The following is an 18,612-nucleotide window of genomic DNA, read 5'->3' as shown; positions in this document are numbered from 1 at the left end:
GCGGTGCTGCGCGGTGGTCATGCGGTGGCTGCGCGGTGGTCATGCGGTGGCTGCGCGGTGGTCATGCGGTGGCTGCGCGGTGGTCATGCGGTGATTGCGCGGTGGTCATGCGGTGATTGCGCGGTGGTCATGCGGTGATTGCGCGGGCGGTGCCCGCCGGACACCGCCCGCACGGCTCCCGACGGGGGCCGGCCTCCACCTCGTCGAAGAGGTCGCCGGGGAGCCCCCGGGCGGCAGCCGGTTGACGGTTTTCCGCCGCGCCCCCATGGAGCGGACCGGGCGAGGCGGCGTTCGACGGCCGGGACGGGACAGCGCTTGGCCGTCCGGTGGCGGGGACCCCGGACGGCCGCCTGGTGCGGGCCGTACCCGTTCGGCCCGGTCGGCGCGCGGACGGCCGCCCGCCCCGGGTCAGAGCTGGAGCGACTTGGTCTGGAGGTACTCCGTCAGCCCGTGGACGCCGAGTTCGCGGCCCACGCCCGACCGCTTCCAGCCGCCGAAGGGCGCCAGGATGTTGAAGTCGCCGCCGTTGACGTCCACCCGGCCGCACTCCATCCGGCGGGCGAAGGCCACCGCCTCGTCCCGGTCGGCCGCCCAGACGGCGCCGGAGAGGCCGTACTCGCTGTCGTTGGCGATCCGCAGGGCCTCCTCGGTGTCCTCGTAGCGCAGGAAGGACAGGACCGGGCCGAAGATCTCCTCGCGGGCGACGGTCATGTCGGGGGTGACGTCGGCGAGGACGGTCGGGCGCACGTAGTAGCCCTTGTCCGGGCCCTCGGGCGGTTCGGCGCCGCCGGTGGCGACGCGGGCGCCCTCCTCGGCGCCCTTGCGGAGCAGCTCCCGCACCCGGTCCCGCTGCCGGGCGCTGACGACCGGGCCCAGCCGGCGGTCGGGGTCGGTCGGGTCGCCGGGCACGTACTCTGCGACGGCCTCGACGGCGAGGGCCACGGCCTCGTCGTAGTGGTCGGTGTGGACCAGGGTGCGGGTGAGGGCGTTGCAGGACTGGCCGGCGTTGCGCATCACGTCGGCGACGTTGGCGCGGACGGCCTGCGCGAGGTCGGCGCCGGGGAGGATGACGTTGGCCGACTTGCCGCCGAGCTCCAGGGCGACGCGCTTGACGGCGCCGCCCGCGATGGCTCCGATCCGGCGGCCGACGGCGGTGGAGCCGGTGAAGGAGACCAGGTCGACGTCCGGGTGCTCGGCGAGCGGCTGCCCGGCCTCCGGGCCGTACCCGGTGACCAGGTTGAACACGCCCGGGGGCAGGTCGGCGGCGGCCGTGCACTCGGCGAAGATCCGGGCCGTGAGCGGGGTGTACTCGGCCGGCTTGAGGACGACGGTGCACCCCGCGGCGAGGGCGGGCGCGACCTTGCAGACGATCTGGTGGAGCGGGTAGTTCCAGGGGGTGATCGCGCCGACGACGCCGGCCGGTTCGTGGAGGACCGTGGACGAGCCGATCCGCTCCTCGAACGCGAAGCCCGCGGCGAGCTCGGCGTAGGAGCGGGTGACGGCGACCGGCAGTCCGGCGTGGACGCGCCGGGCGAAGCCGATGGCCGAGCCGAGTTCGGTGGTGACGGTGGCGGCGATCTCCTCCTGGCGGGCGGCGAGCGCGTCGGCCAGGGCGGTCAGGTACGCGCCGCGCCGGGCGGGCGGGGTCGCGGCCCAGTCGGGCAGGGCGGCGCGGGCGGCCCGGACGGCGTCGTCGACGTCGTCGGCCGTGCCGGCCGGGACGGTCGCGACGACCTCCTCGGTCGCCGGGTTCACCACCTCGATCCGGCCGGTTCCCCGGGCGGGCCGCCAGGCTCCGTCGACGAACATCCCGTCATACGCGGTCACAGGGCGTCTCCTCGCGTTCGCGGTGGGCGTGGGTGCCGGGCGCCGGGGCGCGGCGTGCCGGTGCACCCCCCGCCCGAGGCCCGGCCCCCAACCTAACCGGCCGCCCGGTCCGCACCAAGGGCCGGTCCGGTCTCCGCCCCCGCCGCCCGGAACCCGGCGCTCAAGGTCCATTGACGGGCCGGGCCCCCGAATCCTACGGTCATACAGAGGATTCCTCCGGCAGTGGGAGCACACGATGACCGGCACGGACAGAGAGCGGGCGCGCAAGACGGCCGAAGGGCTCGTCTACGCCTCGGGGTTCGGCAACGAGCACAGCAGCGAGGCCGTTCCCGGCGCGCTGCCGCACGGGCGCAACTCACCCCAGCGGGCACCCCTCGGGCTCTACGCGGAGCAGTTGAGCGGCACCGCCTTCACCGAACCCCGGCACCACAACCGCCGGTCCTGGCTCTACCGGATTCGCCCGTCGGCCGCCCACCCCCCGTTCACCCGGACCGGCAACGGCGGCCTGCGCGGCGCCCCCTTCACCGAGACCGTCCCGGACCCCAACCGGCTGCGCTGGGACCCGCTGCCGGAGCCGCCCGAGGGCACCGACTTCCTCGCCGGCCTGTGGACGCTGGGCGGCAACGGCGACGCCACCCAGCGCACCGGCATGGCGATCCACCTGTACACGGCCAACGCCTCGATGACGGACCGCGTGTTCAGCGACGCCGACGGCGAGCTGCTGATCGTCCCCGAGCGCGGCGGGCTGCTGCTGCGCACCGAGTTCGGCCTGCTGCGCGCCGAACCGGGCCACGTGGCGCTGATCCCGCGCGGCGTCCGCTTCCGGGTGGAACTGCTGGACGACACCGCGCGCGGTTACGTCTGCGAGAACTACGGGCAGCCGTTCACCCTGCCCGACCTGGGCCCGATCGGCGCCAACGGGCTGGCCAACGCGCGGGACTTCCTCGCCCCGGTGGCCGCGTACGAGGACGCCGACGGGCCGGTCCGGGTGGTGAACAAGTTCTGCGGCAACCTCTGGGAGGCGGTGTACGACCACTCGCCGCTCGACGTCGTCGCCTGGCACGGCAACCTCGTCCCGTACGTCTACGACCTCCGCCGGTTCAACGTCATCGGGACGGTCAGCTACGACCACCCCGACCCGTCGATCTTCACCGTGCTCACCTCGCCGTCGGACACCCCGGGCCTGGCGGGCGTCGACTTCGTGGTGTTCGCACCGCGCTGGCTGGTCGGCGAGGACACCTTCCGGCCGCCGTACTTCCACCGCAACGTGATGAGCGAGTACATGGGCCTGATCGAGGGCGCCTACGACGCGAAGACGGCCGGGGAGGGCGGTTTCGTCCCGGGCGGCGGCTCGCTGCACAACATGATGTCGGCGCACGGGCCGGACCGGGAGACCTTCGACAAGGCGAGCGCCGCCGAGCTGAAGCCGCACAAGGTGGACGACGGGCTGGCCTTCATGTTCGAGACGCGGTGGCCGGTCACGCTCACCGCCCAGGCGGCGGACGCCGACCAGCTCCAGTCGGGGTACGACGACGTGTGGCAGGGTCTGGAGCGGCACTACCGCCCCTGAGACGCCCCCGGGACGCCTCCCCGGGCCACCCCTGATCCACCGCAGAGCCGGAGCCCCCGTGACGACCTTCGCCCCCGACTCCCTGGCGCTCAACCGCAAACTGCCGCTCTGGTACCAGGTGTCGCAGTCGTTGCGCGCGTCCATACTCGGGCGCCGCCCCGACGACCCGCTGCGCCTGCCCACCGAGGACGCGCTCGCCGCGCACTACGGGGTGAGCGTGCTGACCATGCGGCAGGCGCTGAAGGAGCTGGAGGAAGAGGGGCTGATCAGCCGGCACCGGCGGCGCGGCACCTTCATCGAGCCGAGCGCCCGGCGGGGCTCCCCCGTGCGGCTGCTCGGCTCGGTGGACGCGATCGTGGCCCAGCAGTCCGGCGAGCGGACCACCGTACTCGGCCACGGCCCGGCGCCGCTCCCCGGCGAGCTGGCCGAGTTCTTCCCGGGCCTGACGGAAGCCGTGGCGTTCCGGCGGCTGCGCCGGGACGGGGAGACGGGCGAGCCGGTGAACCGGGCCGAGAACTGGGTGCACCCCGAACTCGCCGCCCGGATCGACCTGGAGGACCTCACCCGCTGGCCCATGACGAAGGTGCTCCGCGACGCCGTGGGCGTGCGCATCAGCCGGATCACGGACACCGTGGAGGCACGGCTGGCCGACCCGGAGACCGCGCGGCTGCTCCAGGTGCCGCTGCTCAGCCCGATCCTGCACTACACGGGGGTGACCTACGACGCGAGCGGGCGGGTCGTGGACGTGGCCCGGATCCATTACCGCGGCGACCGCTTCTCGTTCACGGTGAGCGTCGAGGCGCACTGAACGGCGAAACCCGCTGTGGCCGGAGACTCCGGAGGTTCCGGAGCGCCGGGGTTTCGAGGCCGCCTGACTTCGAGGCCGTTGAAGCGAGTTCGAGGCCCATGGAGCGAGGAGGAGCGCCGGGCTCCGGAGCGCACCGGGCGCGTCGGGGCGTGGGCCGCATCCTTCCGGCGCGCGAGCGGCACGGTCGGCAGGATCCGTCATCGGCAGCACAGCCGTCACCGGCGGCACAGCCGTCGCGGGAAAACGCCGAGGGGAGCCGGGGCCGGACGGGCCCGGGGACAACCGGTGCCCGGGGCCGGGAAGGCCGGGCACGCCGATGGACACCGGGGAACGCTGGGGAACCGGGAGAACGCCGGGGACGCCGAACGCCGGGGAGCGTCAGGGGCGGCTGCCGAACAGCGACCGGCGGAGCCGGCGCAGGGGCGCGAAGAGGGAGACACGCTCCGTCCGGCCGGTGCCGGCCGCCCGCGCGTGGTCGCGCGAGGTCAGCTCGCGCATCAGCAGGGTCGCGCCCTCGGTCTCGCGCTGCGGCACGGCGGGGCCGGCGAGCACCGCGAGATGGCGTTCGAGGCGGGCGCCGGTGGCGCCGCTCCCGCACTCGATGGCAGGCACACGCGGCCTGCTGCGCATTGTTATCTGGTCCATGAGACTCCCCACCCGTACGAGGCACCCGGCCAAGGCAGGGTAACCCTATCGCCCCATCGCGTCACCCGCGCATCCGCGAACGGATTCACCACCCCGTCAAGGGGGTTGACGACACTGGCCTGAACCTGTCGCACCGTACCGGCCGGGCGGCGCGGCGGACGGCTCCCGGAACGGGCGGAAGTCACCCTCCGTCGCGGTGCGTTCACCGGGTCCGGAGGTGTCCGCCGGCCATGCCGCCCGGGCCCCCGCGACGGTGGTCGCGGGGGCCCGGGCGGACGCGGGGTCAGGCCGCGGCGGAGAATACCGGCAGATAGCCGCCGGACTGCCCGCCGGCCGTCGGGTGGTAGGACTCGTCGACCGGCAGGGTCACACTGTGCAGCCAGGGGCTGCCCGAGCACAGCTCGTGGCCGGAGAAGGTGGTGTTGACGTCGCCGAAGGCGAAGCCGTGGTCGGCGGCCCGCTTGGCGGTGACCGAGTCGAGCAGGTCGGCGGCGTCGTTGATGGCCTTTCGCTTGGCCTCGCTCAGACCGGCGCAGACCGCGCCCAGCCTGTAGAAGCGGGGGTAACCGAGGACGACGACGCGGGCCTTGGGCGAGCGGGCGCTGATGGCGGAGTAGACGGTGTCCAGCTTGGCGGGCAGTTCGCCGCGGATGAAGGCGCTCGCCGTCGCGATGCGGTCCAGACAGACGCTGTCGCTGTTGAGCACGCAGGTGGACATGGCGTCCGCGAAGCCCGCGTCGTTGCCGCCGACGCTGATGCTGACCAGACCCGTCGTGGGGGTGAGGGGGGCCAACTGGTCGGCGAGCACGTCCCCGGTGCGGGCGCCCGAGCAGGCGGTGAAGGCGAACGACGCGGGTCTGTGCGCCGCCGCCCACAGGGCCGGGTACGCCTTGTCGCTGCGTTTACAGCCTCCGCTGGAGGACTGGTAGGCGCCGGCGCCGACGCCGGAGGAGTACGAGTCGCCCAGGGCGACGTAAGAGGGGGCGGTGGGGGTCGCCTCCGGTGCGGCCTGGGCGGCGCCGGTGCCGCCGAGGGTGAGGGTCAGGGCGAGGGCCACGGCCGATGCGGCACCCGAAATGTGGTGATTCATGGAACCTCCCTAGCAGGGTTCACTGCCACCCCTGTGGTAGCAGCGACACCGAGCTGCCGGAAGTGTCCATGACAATATTTGCGGCGCACCCTTACCCCGGTGGCCGTTCGGTGAAGGATGGTGGACACGACGGCCGCCGCGGACCGTCCTGAGCCGCCCGGCGTCCGCCGCGAAGGGTCAACGGGACAACCTGACGATCACCCGAACAGCCGTCGCTCGAAAGCGGGTTGACGATCACGCCGGCCCGCCGGACACCGACCGGGAGGCATGGCTCCGCTTGTGGCCGGGAGCCGCGTCCAGAAGCCTGTTCGCCCGTCCTTCACATCTTGACGGCCTTCGCCCGTTGCGCGACATTGAAGCCCGGCATCCGGCGCTTCGGGGGGCTAAGTCGCCAATGCAGAGCTTCAGCGATCCCATCGGTCTTGATGACAGCGGTCTCCATGACAGTGGTCTCCGTGACGGCCGTCGCCCTGACGGCGAACTCCGCGACAGCGGTTTCCGTGACGACGGGCTCCGCGACGGCGGTCTCCGTACCGCGGGCCGGGAACCACCCGACGACCCGCCCGGCGATCCGTCCGGCGGCCCGCCCGCCCCGGGGCCGCAGGGCCGCCCGGGGAGAGGCGGCCCCCTCTCCCGTCCGGCCGCGGACTCGCTGCCCGTCGTCGCGGGAGCGGCCGCCGCGATGGCCGGGGCGGGCGCGGCGCTGGCGCTGCTGGACATCGGCTCGCCGCTGCGGGCGCCCTTCACCCTCTTCTTCCTGATCGTGGCGCCCGCCTGCGGCGTGGCCGCCGCGCTGCGCGGGCTCGACCCGCTCAGCCGGGCCGTGGTGGCGGCCGGCGGGGCGGTCGCGGTCGACCTGCTGACCGCCCAGACCATGCTGGCGCTGCACAATTGGACGGTACGCGGCGGGGTGGCGGCGGTCGCGGCGGTCAGTCTGCTCCTCTTCCTGCTGGCGCACGCCTGGCGCCACCGGGGGCGCGGCACGAGCGACCGGACGACCTGACGTGGAGGTCAGCGTCCACCGCCCGGGGGAACTCACCGCGGCCGACCGGGCGGCGTGGTCGGCCATGCAGGCCCGGGCGGTGGAGGACGGCTCGCCGCAGCTCGGAAACCCTTTTCTGGCACCGGAGTTCGCGCTGGCGGTGGGCCGCTGCCGGCGGGGTGTCCGGATCGCCGTCGTCCGGGAGGAGGGCGCCCCGGCCGCCTTCTTCCCTTTCCAGCGTTCGGTGTTCGGGGTCGGCCGGGCGGTCGGGCTCGGCGTCTCGGACGCCCAGGGGCTGGTGCACCGGCCCGGGTTCCAGTGGGACGCGAAGGAACTGCTGGCGGCCTGCGGGCTGTCGCTGTGGGAGTTCGACCACCTGGTGGAGGGCCAGAAGCCCTTCGAGGAGGGGGCGGCCGGCGCCTTCCCCTCCCCCGTCATCGACGTCGAGCAGGGCTTCGACTCCTATCTGAAGGCGCTGCGCGAGCAGTCGCCCAAGTTCACCCGCACCACGCTGGCCAAGGAGCGCCGGCTCGGCCGGGACGCCGGCGGGGTGCGGTACGTGCACGACGAGCGCGATCCGGCGGTGCTGCGGACGCTGATCGGCTGGAAGTCGGCGCAGTACCGAAGAACGGGGCGCAGCGACCGCTTCGCACGCCCGTGGATCTCCAAGCTGGTCGAGCAGCTCTTCCACACCCGCTCGGAGGCGTGCGGCGGACTGCTGTCCGTGCTCTACGCGGGCGGGCGGCCCGTCGCGGCGCACTTCGGGCTGCGGTCGCGGACGGTGCTGGCGTGCTGGTTTCCGGCGTACGACCCGGGGTTCGCGAAGTACTCGCCCGGTCTGGTGCTGCACGTGCGGATGGCGGAGGGGGCCGCCGCCGAGGGGCTGGCCTATCTGGACCTCGGACGGGGCGCCAAGGCGTACAAGGACTCGCTCAAGACACGCGAACTCAGCGTGTCCGAAGGGTGGGTGATGCGACGTCATCCGGTCGCACTGGGGCACAAGGCCCGGCGTGCGCCGGTGCGCGCGCTGCGCAACACCGTCGTCACGCGCCCCCAACTCTTCGATCCGGCCGACCGGCTGCTCAAGCGGGTGGGACGGTTGCGGCGGAGCGTCTGAGCCGCGGCGGACGTCATGCGCCGGTGCGCTCCGGGTGTGCGTTCGCATACCCGACGGTGCGTCAGGAACAAAGGACACCAAAGGAGGAGGCTCCAACGCACCTCTTGCCATACGGTCTCAAGCTTCAATACCGTCGTACATCTACCCGCATCGGTCCATCGGTTCTCGCGGCTCCGGGGAGGGGCTCCAGTCGCCGCGATGGATCCGGGGCGGGGCGCGGCAGGGGGTGCCGCGCTCGGCCGGGGAGATCCGTGTCGAGTCGCGTGCCGCGCGGCCTGTGCCATTTGCCAACTCACCCTGTACGGGCGACGGTTGTCCGTCGCGCCGGACAGGATGAGACCCCCTTTTCGAACCGGACACACCATGGGACCGCTCGGGGGCGGGCGGTCCTCCGGACGAGAGGGAAACACAGACTCATGAGTTCGTTCCTGCGCCCGGCGGCCGGTCAGGACCACGACCGGACCCCCGGGGCCGACACCGGCGGCGAGACCGCCCGGCCCGAGGACCCACCCGCCCAGTACCGGCCGGTGACGCCGCAGTTCGCGATAGCACCGCCGGTCAGCGTGGTGATCCCCGCGATGAACGAGGCGGAGAACCTGCCGTACGTCTTCAAGACCCTGCCGTCCTGGATCCACGAGGTGGTCCTGGTCGACGGGAACTCCACCGACGACACCGTCAAGGTGGCCCGGGAGCTCTGGCCGGGGGTCAAGGTCGTCGAGCAGCAGGGCAAGGGCAAGGGCGACGCACTGATCACCGGGTTCGCCGCCTGCTCGGGCGAGATCATCGTCATGGTGGACGCGGACGGTTCGGCCGACGGCAACGAGATCGTCAGCTACGTCTCGGCCCTGGTGGGCGGCGCGGACTTCGCCAAGGGGTCCCGGTTCGCCAACGGGGGCGGCACGGACGACATGACGCCCATCCGCAAGCTGGGCAACCGCGTCCTGTGCTCGATCGTCAACCACAAGTTCGGCGCCCGCTACACGGACCTGTGCTACGGGTACAACGCCTTCTGGAAGCGCGTCCTGGACGACATCGCCCTGGACTGCGCCGGCTTCGAGGTGGAGACCCTGATGAACATCAGAGTCGTCAAGGCCGGCCTGCGGGTCCAGGAGATCCCCAGCCACGAGTTCGTCCGCATCCACGGCGCCAGCAACCTGCGGGCCGTGCGCGACGGACTGCGGGTCCTCAAGGTCATCCTGCACGAGCGCGGTTCCCGGCGGCACAAGCGGCCGGCCCGCCGGCCCCTGGCCATCGCGCCGGCCGCGAGCCGCGGGGAGGTGTCTTGAGCACAGCGCCGGCGGAGCGGACCACGACGCCGGACGTCTCGGTGGTCGTCTGCGTCTACACCGAGGACCGCTGGGGCGACATCCTCGCCGCGGTGGCCTCGGTGGCCGCGCAGTCCTACCCGGCGCGCGAGACCCTGCTCGTCGTGGACCACAACCCGGCGCTGCTGCGCAAGCTGGCCAAGGTCTACGGCGACGACGGGCTGGGCGCGCCGGACGGTCCCGCGGGCCGCGTCCGGGTGCTGGCCAACGCCGGCCCGCGCGGCCTGTCCGCCGGCCGCAACACCGGCGTCGCGGCCTCGACCGGGGAGGTGGTCGCCTTCCTGGACGACGACGCGGTGGCGGAGCGCGACTGGCTGCTGCACTTCGTCCGGGCGTACGCCGATCCGCACGTGGTGGCGGTCGGCGGGCACACCCGGCCGGTGTGGGCGTCGCGGGCCCGGCCCGCGTGGTTCCCGGAGGAGATGGACTGGGCGGTGGGCTGCACGTACCGCGGCCTGCCGCCCGGCCGGATCCGGGTGCGCAACGTCCTCGGCGGCAACGCCTCGTTCCGCAGGTCGGCGCTGACGGCCGTCGGCGGGTTCGCCTCCGGCATCGGCCGCGACGGCCACCGGCTGCCGCTGGGCTGCGAGGAGACGGAACTGTGCATCCGGCTGGCCCGGGCGGTGCCCGGGGCGGTACTGCTGATCGACGACCGGGCGGTGATCCACCACCGGGTCCCCGCCGAGCGGGAACGGTTCGGCTACCTGCGCACCCGGGCGTACGCCGAGGGCCTTTCCAAGGCGCTCGTGGCGCACAGCGTCGGCGCCCGGGACGGGCTCGCCTCCGAGCGCCGCTACACGACCCGGGTGCTCCCAGTGGGCGTGGCGCGCGGGCTGCGCGACGCCCTGCTCGGGCGGCCCGGGGGCGCCGGCCGAGCCGCGGCGATCGTCACCGGAGTGGCCGCCGCGACCGCCGGTTACGCGGTCGGCAGCCTCCGGGCGTGGCGGGGCGGCGGCAGGTTTTCGGTGACGGGCGCCGCGGTGGCGGGTGCCTCGGTGGCCGGCGCTTCGGTGACGGGTGTCTCAGCGACGGGTGCTTCGGTGACCGGCGCTTCGGTGACCGGCGCTTCAGTGACGGGCGCCCCGGTGGCCGGTGCCCCGGCGACGGGCACCCCGGCGGCCGGTTCTTCGGTGACCGGCGCCCCGGCGACGGGGGCCGCAGTGGCCGGTGCTGCGGTGGCCGGTGCTGCGGTGGCCGGTGCCCCGGCGACGGGTGTCTCAGTGGCGGGTGCCCCGGTGACCGATGCCTCGGCGACGGACGCCCCGATGACGGGTGCCCCGGCGACGGATGTCCCGGTGGCCGGGACGGCGGCCGGCGGGGACGTGGACCGCGCGGCGGCCGGGGGGCCGCCGGGTGCGGCGCCCGGGCCGGGCGGTGGCGGGGAGGGGTCCGGGTGACGAGACCGGCCGAGGTGCCGATCCTCATGTACCACGCGGTGGCGCACTCCCCCGCGCGGGCGACGCACGCGCTGTCCGTCGCCCCGGAGGCGTTCGCCGAGCAGATGCGACTGCTGGACGCGTCCGGCTTCGTCCCGCTGACGGCCCGGGAGCTGGCCGGCGCCTGGCGGGACGGCCGTCCGCTGCCGCCGAAGCCGGTGCTCATCACGTTCGACGACGGCTACGAGGGCGTGCACCGGCACGCCCTCCCCGCCCTCGCCGAACGGGGCTTCGCCTCGACGGTGTTCGTCTCCACGGGCTGGCTGCGCGGGCCGTACGACACCGGGGGCGCGCTCGACCTCATGCTCACCTGGGACCAACTGCGCGAGCTCGCCGAGGCCGGCGCGGAAATCGGCGGGCACAGCCACACCCACCCGCAGCTCGATCAACTGCCCGACGCGGGGCTGGCGTTCGAGATCGGGCGGTGCCGGGAGATCCTCACCGGCGAACTGGGCCGGCCGCCGGTTTCGTTCGCGTACCCCTACGGGTACTCCAGTCGCCGGGTGCGGGAGGCGGTGCGCTCGGCCGGCTTCGGGATCTCCCTGGCGGTGGGCAACGGCCTGGCCGCGCGCCGGCAGGGGCCGTACGCCGTGCGCCGGGTGACCGTGCGCCGGACCACGGGGATCGCCGACTTCGAACGCATGGTGCACGGCCGGGCGGTCGCCCGGCTGTTCGCCGTCGACCGCGCCCTGACCAAGGGGTACGCCGTCGTCCGCGGGGGCCGGCGGGTGGCGACCGGAGGCCGTCAGGCGATGAGAAGGGCAAGAGAGGCGCGTGGCTGACACGTCCACCCAGGATGCGTCCGCGCAGGACGTGTCCGCACGGACCGAGGAGCGGGCGGTGGCACCGGCGGGCCGCGGGTTCCGGCTGTCGGGACGGAGCGGGGGCGGCGGCAGCCCGCTGTTCCGCAACGCGTTCGCCCTGATGCTCAACACCGGCATCAGCGCCGTCCTCGGGGTCGGCTTCTGGCTGGTCGCCGCCCGCTATTACAGCGAGGACTCGGTCGGCCGGGGCTCGGCGGCCATCGCCGCCATGAAACTGCTCGCCGGGCTCACCGCGGTCACCCTGACCGGCGCGCTGGCCCGCTTCATACCGGTCGCGGGCCGGACGACGGGCCGGCTGGTGGTCCGCACCTACGCGGCCAGTTCCGTGGTCGTCGCCGTGGCCGCCGGCTTCTTCCTGCTCACCCTGGACCTCTGGGGGCCGTCCTACCACGCGCTGCACGGGGTGCGGCACGGTTTGGTGTTCGTCGTCGCCGTGGTCGCCTGGTCGCTGCTGACCCTCCAGGACGGGGTGCTGACCGGGCTGCGCCAGGCGGTGTGGGTGCCGGTGGGGAACACCGCGTTCTCGGCGGCCAAGCTCGCCCTGCTGATCGCCCTGGCGTCGGTGCTGCCGGGGGCCGGGGTGTTCGCCTCGTGGGTGGTGTCGATCTCCGTGTCGGTCCTGCCGCTGGGCTGGCTGGTGTTCCGCCGGCTGGTGCCCGAGCACGTCCGGACGACCGCCGCGACCGCGCGTCCGGCGTCCGCCCGCGAGATCGGCCGGTTCCTGGCCGGCGACTACACCGGGTCGCTGTTCTCGCTGGCCGTCGTCTACCTGGTGCCGGTGCTCGTCGCCTCGCAGATCAGCTCGGCCGAGAACGCGTACTTCTACATCGCGTCCACCATAGGGGGCACGGTCAACCTGCTCGCCATCAACATGGGCGCCTCGCTGACCGTCGAGGGGTCGCACGACCCGGAGCGGCTGGCGGAGAACTGCCGGGCCGCCCTGCGCCGGATGGCGAAGATCATGCTTCCGGTGTGCGGGCTGCTGTTCGTCCTGGCGCCCTGGATCCTGGGTGTCTTCGGCCCCGCCTACACGGAGGCGACGCCGCTGCTGCGCTGGTTCGCGGTGGGCGCGGTGCTGCGGGTGGTCATGGAGACGTACTTCGCCGTGCTGCGGGCCCAGAGCCGGACGGCGGGACTCGCGTGGTTGCAGGGGCTGTTGTGCGTCCTGGTGCTGGGGCTGACCCTGCTGCTCCTGCCCCGGATGGGGCTGACGGGGGCCGGGGTGGCGGAGATCTCCAGTCTGCTGGTGATCTCCTCGGTGGCGGCGGTGAAGCTGTGGGGCGTGCTCCGCGCTCCGTCCCGGCCCCGGCCGGTGGCGCCGGAGCGCGCCGCCGAGGCCGCCCCCGACGGCGACCTCGCGGATCTCGCCTCCCGCCGGCAGCGCGCCCGGAGCCTTGAGGGCGGCTACGGCACGCGCTGGGCGCTGCGCGCCGCGCTGGACGCGGACACGCTCCCCCTGGGTGTACGGCTGGACTTCGACCACCTCGAGCGCCGGCCGGACGTCCGCCTGGCCCCGGAAGCGCTCGCGCTCCGCGCGGAGGGCCCGGGCCGGGGCGCGTTCCCGCTCCCGTTCCCGCCGGACGGGACGCGCCGCGCGCCGGCACCGGGCGGCGGCGACCGGGCGGCGGGCGGAGACGACCGGACGGCGACACGGGGGCACGGGGGCCGAGGGACCATGGACAAGGGCACACCGGAGAACACCGACGAGCACCGCCCGAAAGCACGCGGCGGTGTGCGCCTGCGCAAGGAGCGGGTGAGCGTACGGGCCGAGCCCGGGGCAGCGCCTTCGCGGACGGATTCCGGGCCCGCGCCCGAGGGCGGGAGCGGGGGCGGGGCCGGGGCGGCTTCCGACGGAGACGGAGACGGGGGGAAGGAGCCGGCACCGGCGGTGGCCCGCCCGCCGCACACCCCGGACGCCGCCCCGGCCGCCGCTTCCGCCCCCGCCGCCGCTGCCGGCGCCGCCGCCGTCGCTGCCGCGCAGGGAGACCCCGATCGCACGGTGACGCTCTCCGGTACGCCGTGGCGCCGGGGGCGGACGGAAGCGGCACGGCCGGACGGGCCGGCGTCCGAGCGGGCTCCCGCCGCCACCGGGAAGCGGTCCCGGCTCGCCGGGTGGCCCGCCCCCCGGTGGCGGCGGCCGGAAGCGGGCGGGTGGCTGCTGCTGACGGCGGCGCTCGCGCTCTACTGGGTGCCGTTGCGGGCGCTCGGCGAGGTGAACCTCGACGGGATGGGCGGGCTCGGGCTGGTGTCCGTGCTGCCGGTCGCGACGCTGGTGGGGGCGGCCCTGCTGGTCGCGGTGTTCGCCGCCGCCCTGGTGCCCGCCCGTCCCCGTACCTGGCTGCTCGCCGCCGTCCTCCTGGCGACGGTGGTCTCCCTGCACGCCGCGCCGGCGGTCCTGGAGGACCGTCCCCGCTTCGCGACGGCCTGGCAACACCTGGGCTTCCTGGACTACATCGACCGGACCGGCACCGCCGCGCCCGACCTGGACGCGCGCTGGAGCTGGCCGGGCTTCTTCGCGCTGGCGGCGTTCGCCGCGCGGGCGTGCGGCGTGGACGACCTCAGCGAGGTGCTGCGCTGGTGGCCGCTGACCGTGCAACTGCTCACCCTCGCCCCGCTGGCGCTGCTCCTGCGCGCCGTGCGGGCGCACTGGCGGGCCAAGTGGACGGCGTTGTGGCTGTTCGCGCTCTGCGGTTGGGTCGGGCAGGACTACTTCTCGCCGCAGTCCCTCAACTACGTCCTCTACCTCCTCTTCGTGGCCGTGCTGCTGGTCTGGTTCCGCTGGCCGGGCGAGCTCCCGGGCAAACGGCTGCCGGGCGAGCGCCGGGTGGAGGAGACGGACCGCCGGACGCGGACGCTGCTGCTGGGCGTGCTGATCGCCGTGTACGCGGCGTCGGTGGCGAGCCACCAGCTCACCCCGTTCGTCATGCTGGGCGTGCTGACGGCCCTGGTCCTGGCCCGCCGCTGCACCCTGCGCGGCCTGCCGCTCCTCTGCGGAGTGCTGCTGGCGGTATGGGTGGGGTTCCTGGCGGAGCCGTACTGGTCCGGCCACTTCGACGAACTCTTCGGTGGGCTGGGCTCGTTGGGCGGCAATGTCTCGTCCTCCGTCTCCGGCCGGATCGAGGGCGGCAACCCGGTCCACAAGCTGGTGCTGTACACCCGGGTGGCGCTCGCGGGCGGGGTCTTCGCGCTCGCGGCCCTCGGCTGGTGGCGCCGGCGCAGGGCCGGGGTGGGCGACACGGCCCTGGCCGTCCTGACGTGCGTGCCGTTCCTGGCCTTCGGCATGCAGTCGTACGGCGGTGAAGTGGCCCTGCGGGTCTTCCTGTTCGCGGTGCCGGGCGCCTGCGTCCTGGGCGCCCTGGCCCTCTTCCCGGCGGCGGGCCGGAAGCCCCGCCCCCTCGCCGCGCCCTTGTGCGCGCTGACGGCCGGCCTGGTCCTGCTGTTCGGCTTCCTGGTGGCCCGCTGGGGCAACGAGGACTTCGAACGCGTCCGCCCGGGCGAGGTCGCGGCCATGGACTACGTGTACGCGCACGACCAGCCGACGGTACGGCTGCTGTGGATGAGCAGCGACACGGTCACCAACGTGACCCCGGCGATGCCCTGGGGCACCCGCGACATGGAACGCGTCCTGTACGAGCCGACGCTCGCGCCCCGCGACCCCGCCGGCGGCGCGCCGGACCTGGTCACGGCCCTACGGGCGGCGGGCCCGAACGCGTACGTCGTCCTGAACCGCGGCCAGTCGACGTACCTGGAGCTCAGCGCCGGCTACGCCGCGGACTGGGACCACCGCATGCGGCGGGCCCTGGACGGCCGCCCGGAACTGCGCCGCGTCCTGGCCAACGCCGACGCGGCCCTCTACGAACTCCGCGACAAGCCCCCGGGCACCCCGGATCCGCCCCGCCCCGGCCCCGTCGGCCCCCACGTCACCTGGACCCCGCTCTCCGTCGTCGGCGGCCTCGCGGCGCTCGCCCTGCTGGTCCTGCTGACGGCGCGGGAGCTGGCACGGGTGGGGATGCGGCCGGGGGTGCGGCAGGTGCGGTGGATGCAGGGGTCGTTCTGGTTCGCGATGCCGTTGCTGGTGGTGCTGGTCGTGGTGCTGGTGCAGCGGCTGGCGACGATGTCGTGAGCCCCGGCCCCGCCCTTTCACCGTTTCCTGCGGGAGGGTCCGCGCCCCGGCATCGCGGCTTCGCCGCGGGGTCCTCAAACGCCGGACGGGCTGGGTGTCGCGCCCTGGGTACGCACTTCAGCCCGTCCGGCGTTTGAGTACGGGCCCCCTCACCCCAGCCACCGCACCTCGTACCCCTTCAACGCCACCGCCCGCCCGTCCACCCGCACCTCGACCCCCTGGTCCCGCGTGTTGACGACCACCGTCGCGTCCCGCGACGCGAGCGCCTCCACCCCCTCCCCCCGGACGTCCGGCCGCCGGACCTCCTTCCCCGGGGGGAACTCGCGGGCGAACCGGGACAGCAGGTCCATCATGGGCAGCCGGGCGCCGCCGTCGCCGAGCTCGGTGCTGGTCCAGAGGCAGCCCGGGCAGGGGGCCGTGTCGTTCTCGGGGTTCCAGTAGAAGGCGGCGGAGACGCCGGAGGCGGCCATGTGCATCATGGCGGTGGCCTGGACGGCGACGCGGTGGTCCTCGGTCCAGCCGGCCCGGTTGTCGCGGGCGTCGGGCGGTTCGACGTACCACTCGGCCCACCAGACGGGCAGCCCGGTGGCCTTCCGCAGCCAGGTGGTGACGTCGGCGAACTTGCGGGTGGCGCGGAACTCGTCGGGGAGGAGCCGGTCTCCGTCCCGGGTGTAGCTGGAGCCGTCGACGACGACGAAGTCGGCGCCCGTCTTGTGCCGGTTCCAGTACTCCAGGGCGTCGACGGAACGCTGGTCGACGATGCCCCACGGGCCCTGGAGCGCGGAGACGTTGGAGGCGGCGCCGGGCGCGTTGCTGTCCATGACGACGTAGGGCCCGCCGATGAGGACGTCGTCCCGCTGTTTCCTGATCTCCTCGTAGACGAGGTTGTAGAGCTCGGTGTAACCCTCGTAGTTCCAGCGTTTACGGGATTCGTCGTAGAACCCCTTGAGTTCGTTCCAGACGATGAAGTGATGAACGTCGGGGTAGCGCTTGGCGACGACGCCGGCGAGCCGGGCGAAGTCGCGGTAGTGGTCCCGGTCCGGGGCCTTCTCCAGGGACTTCTGGGACCAGTCGGTCCGTGCCCCGCCGCCCTTCATCCAGTCGGGGGCGCAGCAGAGGGTGAGCACCGGCGTCCCGCCCGAGCGGCGCATCAGGGAGACGCGGCGGTCGAGGTCGGTGAAGTTGTAACTCCCCGGCCGGGGCTCGGGGTTGTCCGCTCCCCAGCCCATGATGTGCTGGTTCTGCGGCAGGGACTCGGCAGCGAGCAGCCTGGCGGCGGCCCGCCGGGCGGTGTCCCCGCCGCGGTCGGCGCTGTACTGGGTGTGGGTGAAGCCCCAGCCGACCTCGGCCCGCTCGTCGTGCGACCCGCCGTCCCGGGAGCGCCAGTCGGCGAGGATCGCCGCGAGCAGCAGGGCCAGGGCGCAGGCCACGACCGCGAGCAGGGCGGTCAGCCGCCACCGCCCCCGTTTCGGCAACGCCGGTCCCCCGGCATGACGTCCCATCCCGGTCAGGGTATCGGCCGGAGGGCCCGGTCCGGGGGCTTCCGCCGGAACGGCGACGGTGGGCGGGGGACGCGGGTCGTCCGCCGGGGCCTGGGTACCCGTACTCAGTTCCGGTTGAGTAAGTCACCTCTGCCGGCGGGCGGGCCCGTGGCGTGGAATCGTCACATGGAGAAACACCCGCCCCAAGAGCCGACCAGCGCCTCCGTGGACACCCCGGTCACAAACGTCCCGGCCACGGACGTCCCGGCCACGGACGACCCGACCGCCGGCACCCCGTCCGGCGAAGCCGGCCGCGCGGCGGCGACGTGGCCGTGGCTCGCCTCGCTGGCCGCGGTCGCCCTGGTCTGCTGGGGTTTCACCACGGTGGTCGGCTTCTTCGAGGGCCTCGGGGGCGGTTCCGTGCGTTCCGCCGCCGACTACCGCACCCAGGACATCAGGACCCGGGAGGCCGGGAAAGAGGTCATCGCCGGTCTCCGTCCGGGCGCCGGCAAAGCCGACTGGATGCACAAGGAGGGCAGCACCTCGTGCGTCGACGACCTGGGCTTCGACGGTGACGGGGTGACCCGGGACCAGCCCCATTACATCTGGAGCCTGGAGTACGCCCGCAAGGCCGACTACCTGGCCGACCTGGACAAGGTCCGCGCGGCCTGGCGGCGCCACGGCTGGAAGGTCCGGGACACCCCGGAGCCCACGCCCGAGGCCGGCGACCGGCGCGAACCGGCACACTGGCCGGGCATCAGCACCGTCGCCGACCACGGCATCACCCTCACCATGGACACCGACTGGTACACGCGCAAGCCCTTCGTGTCCGCCGACGCCGGCTGCGTCCGCTACCGGACCGGCCAGGGGGTCGCCGCCCGGAAGAGCACGGGCGCGGCCCAGGGCCGGTCCCCCGCCCCGGACGGCACGATCACCTACGACGACGGCGTCCGCGTCTCCATCGGCCCCGTCCGCCCCACCACCCTGTCCCCGCGGGAGAGGGGCGACGAGGCCCCGGCCGCCCACACCTACCGCGTGCCCATCACCGTGACGAACGACAGCGGCGCTCCGGTGGAACTGCGCAGCCAGGACATCGGGAGCTACGAGAACGCGAACCCCGGCGTCAGAAAGCTCTCCGGCTACCCCTTGGAGCTGGCCGGCTCGTCTCCCCACGTGCTGACGGAGGGTGAGACGACGCGCCTGGAGATCGTGTACACGGCGGAGAAGGAGCCCTCGCGCCTGGACATCGTCTACGGCCCCGGCGAGTTCCACCGGTCCTACCCGTGGCGGCTGTCCGTCCCCTGACGACGACCGGCGGACCGTCCGGTGCGGGCGGCGGCCGCCGGGGCCGGAGCCGCGCCGGTGCCCCGGGGTGCCCGGTCTG

Annotated in this window: 12 protein-coding genes and 1 pseudogene; 9 read left to right on the top strand and 4 right to left on the bottom strand. The window is 74.1% G+C overall.

Annotated features, from left to right (window positions below; all coding sequences use genetic code 11):
- Nucleotides 1–408 precede the first annotated feature (408 nt).
- Nucleotides 409–1,827 carry an aldehyde dehydrogenase family protein gene (locus tag ACZ6X9_RS16695; RefSeq protein WP_469778734.1) on the bottom strand — a complete coding sequence of 473 codons (1,419 nt, stop codon included), beginning with the start codon at nt 1,825–1,827 and terminating at the stop codon, nt 409–411.
- Between the two features lie 235 nt (nt 1,828–2,062).
- On the opposite strand from ACZ6X9_RS16695, the gene hmgA reads away from it, so the two are divergent.
- Nucleotides 2,063–3,397 carry a homogentisate 1,2-dioxygenase gene (gene hmgA, locus ACZ6X9_RS16690; protein WP_469778733.1) on the top strand — a complete coding sequence of 445 codons (1,335 nt, stop codon included), beginning with the start codon at nt 2,063–2,065 and terminating at the stop codon, nt 3,395–3,397.
- Between the two features lie 58 nt (nt 3,398–3,455).
- Nucleotides 3,456–4,205: a GntR family transcriptional regulator gene (locus tag ACZ6X9_RS16685; protein WP_469778732.1), complete on the top strand. Its 750-nt coding sequence runs from the start codon at nt 3,456–3,458 to the stop codon at nt 4,203–4,205.
- Nucleotides 4,206–4,583: 378 nt separating this feature from the next.
- Here ACZ6X9_RS16685 and ACZ6X9_RS16680 read toward each other — a convergent pair whose 3' ends face one another.
- Both ACZ6X9_RS16680 and ACZ6X9_RS16675 read right to left on the bottom strand, forming a co-directional pair.
- Nucleotides 4,584–4,850, bottom strand: a complete 267-nt coding sequence (locus ACZ6X9_RS16680; protein ID WP_436779191.1) for a hypothetical protein — start codon at nt 4,848–4,850, stop codon at nt 4,584–4,586.
- A gap of 283 nt (nt 4,851–5,133) precedes the next feature.
- The gene (locus tag ACZ6X9_RS16675; RefSeq protein WP_469778731.1) at nt 5,134–5,940 is read right to left on the bottom strand and encodes an SGNH/GDSL hydrolase family protein; all 807 of its coding nucleotides are present in this window, start codon (nt 5,938–5,940) and stop codon (nt 5,134–5,136) included.
- Between the two features lie 394 nt (nt 5,941–6,334).
- Here ACZ6X9_RS16675 and ACZ6X9_RS16670 point away from each other — a divergent pair, with 394 nt between their 5' ends.
- From ACZ6X9_RS16670 to ACZ6X9_RS16645, 6 genes and pseudogenes are all read left to right on the top strand, one after another.
- Nucleotides 6,335–6,943 carry a hypothetical protein gene (locus ACZ6X9_RS16670; protein ID WP_469778730.1) on the top strand — a complete coding sequence of 203 codons (609 nt, stop codon included), beginning with the start codon at nt 6,335–6,337 and terminating at the stop codon, nt 6,941–6,943.
- A gap of 1 nt (nt 6,944) precedes the next feature.
- Nucleotides 6,945–8,039: a GNAT family N-acetyltransferase gene (locus tag ACZ6X9_RS16665; RefSeq protein WP_469778729.1), complete on the top strand. Its 1,095-nt coding sequence runs from the start codon at nt 6,945–6,947 to the stop codon at nt 8,037–8,039.
- Between the two features lie 416 nt (nt 8,040–8,455).
- On the top strand, nt 8,456–9,325 hold the full coding sequence (locus ACZ6X9_RS16660; protein ID WP_469778728.1) for a glycosyltransferase family 2 protein: 870 nt from the start codon (nt 8,456–8,458) through the stop codon (nt 9,323–9,325).
- A pseudogene (locus ACZ6X9_RS16655) lies at nt 9,322–10,350 on the top strand (glycosyltransferase family 2 protein); the annotation flags it as partial. The gene ACZ6X9_RS16660 and the pseudogene ACZ6X9_RS16655, both read left to right, overlap by 4 nt.
- A gap of 437 nt (nt 10,351–10,787) precedes the next feature.
- Nucleotides 10,788–11,582 carry a polysaccharide deacetylase family protein gene (locus tag ACZ6X9_RS16650; protein WP_469779171.1) on the top strand — a complete coding sequence of 265 codons (795 nt, stop codon included), beginning with the start codon at nt 10,788–10,790 and terminating at the stop codon, nt 11,580–11,582.
- Entirely contained in the window at nt 11,575–15,747 is a 4,173-nt protein-coding gene (locus ACZ6X9_RS16645; RefSeq protein WP_469778727.1) for a lipopolysaccharide biosynthesis protein, read from the top strand. The genes ACZ6X9_RS16650 and ACZ6X9_RS16645 overlap by 8 nt, the downstream gene beginning before the upstream one ends.
- Nucleotides 15,748–15,896: 149 nt before the next feature.
- Here ACZ6X9_RS16645 and ACZ6X9_RS16640 read toward each other — a convergent pair whose 3' ends face one another.
- Nucleotides 15,897–17,249, bottom strand: a complete 1,353-nt coding sequence (locus ACZ6X9_RS16640; protein WP_469778726.1) for a xylan 1,4-beta-xylosidase — start codon at nt 17,247–17,249, stop codon at nt 15,897–15,899.
- A gap of 165 nt (nt 17,250–17,414) precedes the next feature.
- On the opposite strand from ACZ6X9_RS16640, the gene ACZ6X9_RS16635 reads away from it, so the two are divergent.
- Complete coding sequence (locus ACZ6X9_RS16635; RefSeq protein ID WP_469778725.1) at nt 17,415–18,533, top strand: hypothetical protein; 1,119 nt, start codon at nt 17,415–17,417, stop codon at nt 18,531–18,533.
- Nucleotides 18,534–18,612 lie beyond the last annotated feature (79 nt).

The sequence above is a fragment of the Streptomyces sp. NPDC052910 genome (assembly GCF_055585605.1).
Note: the sequence above shows the minus strand (reverse complement) of the source record. Positions and strands in the feature narration are given on the sequence as shown.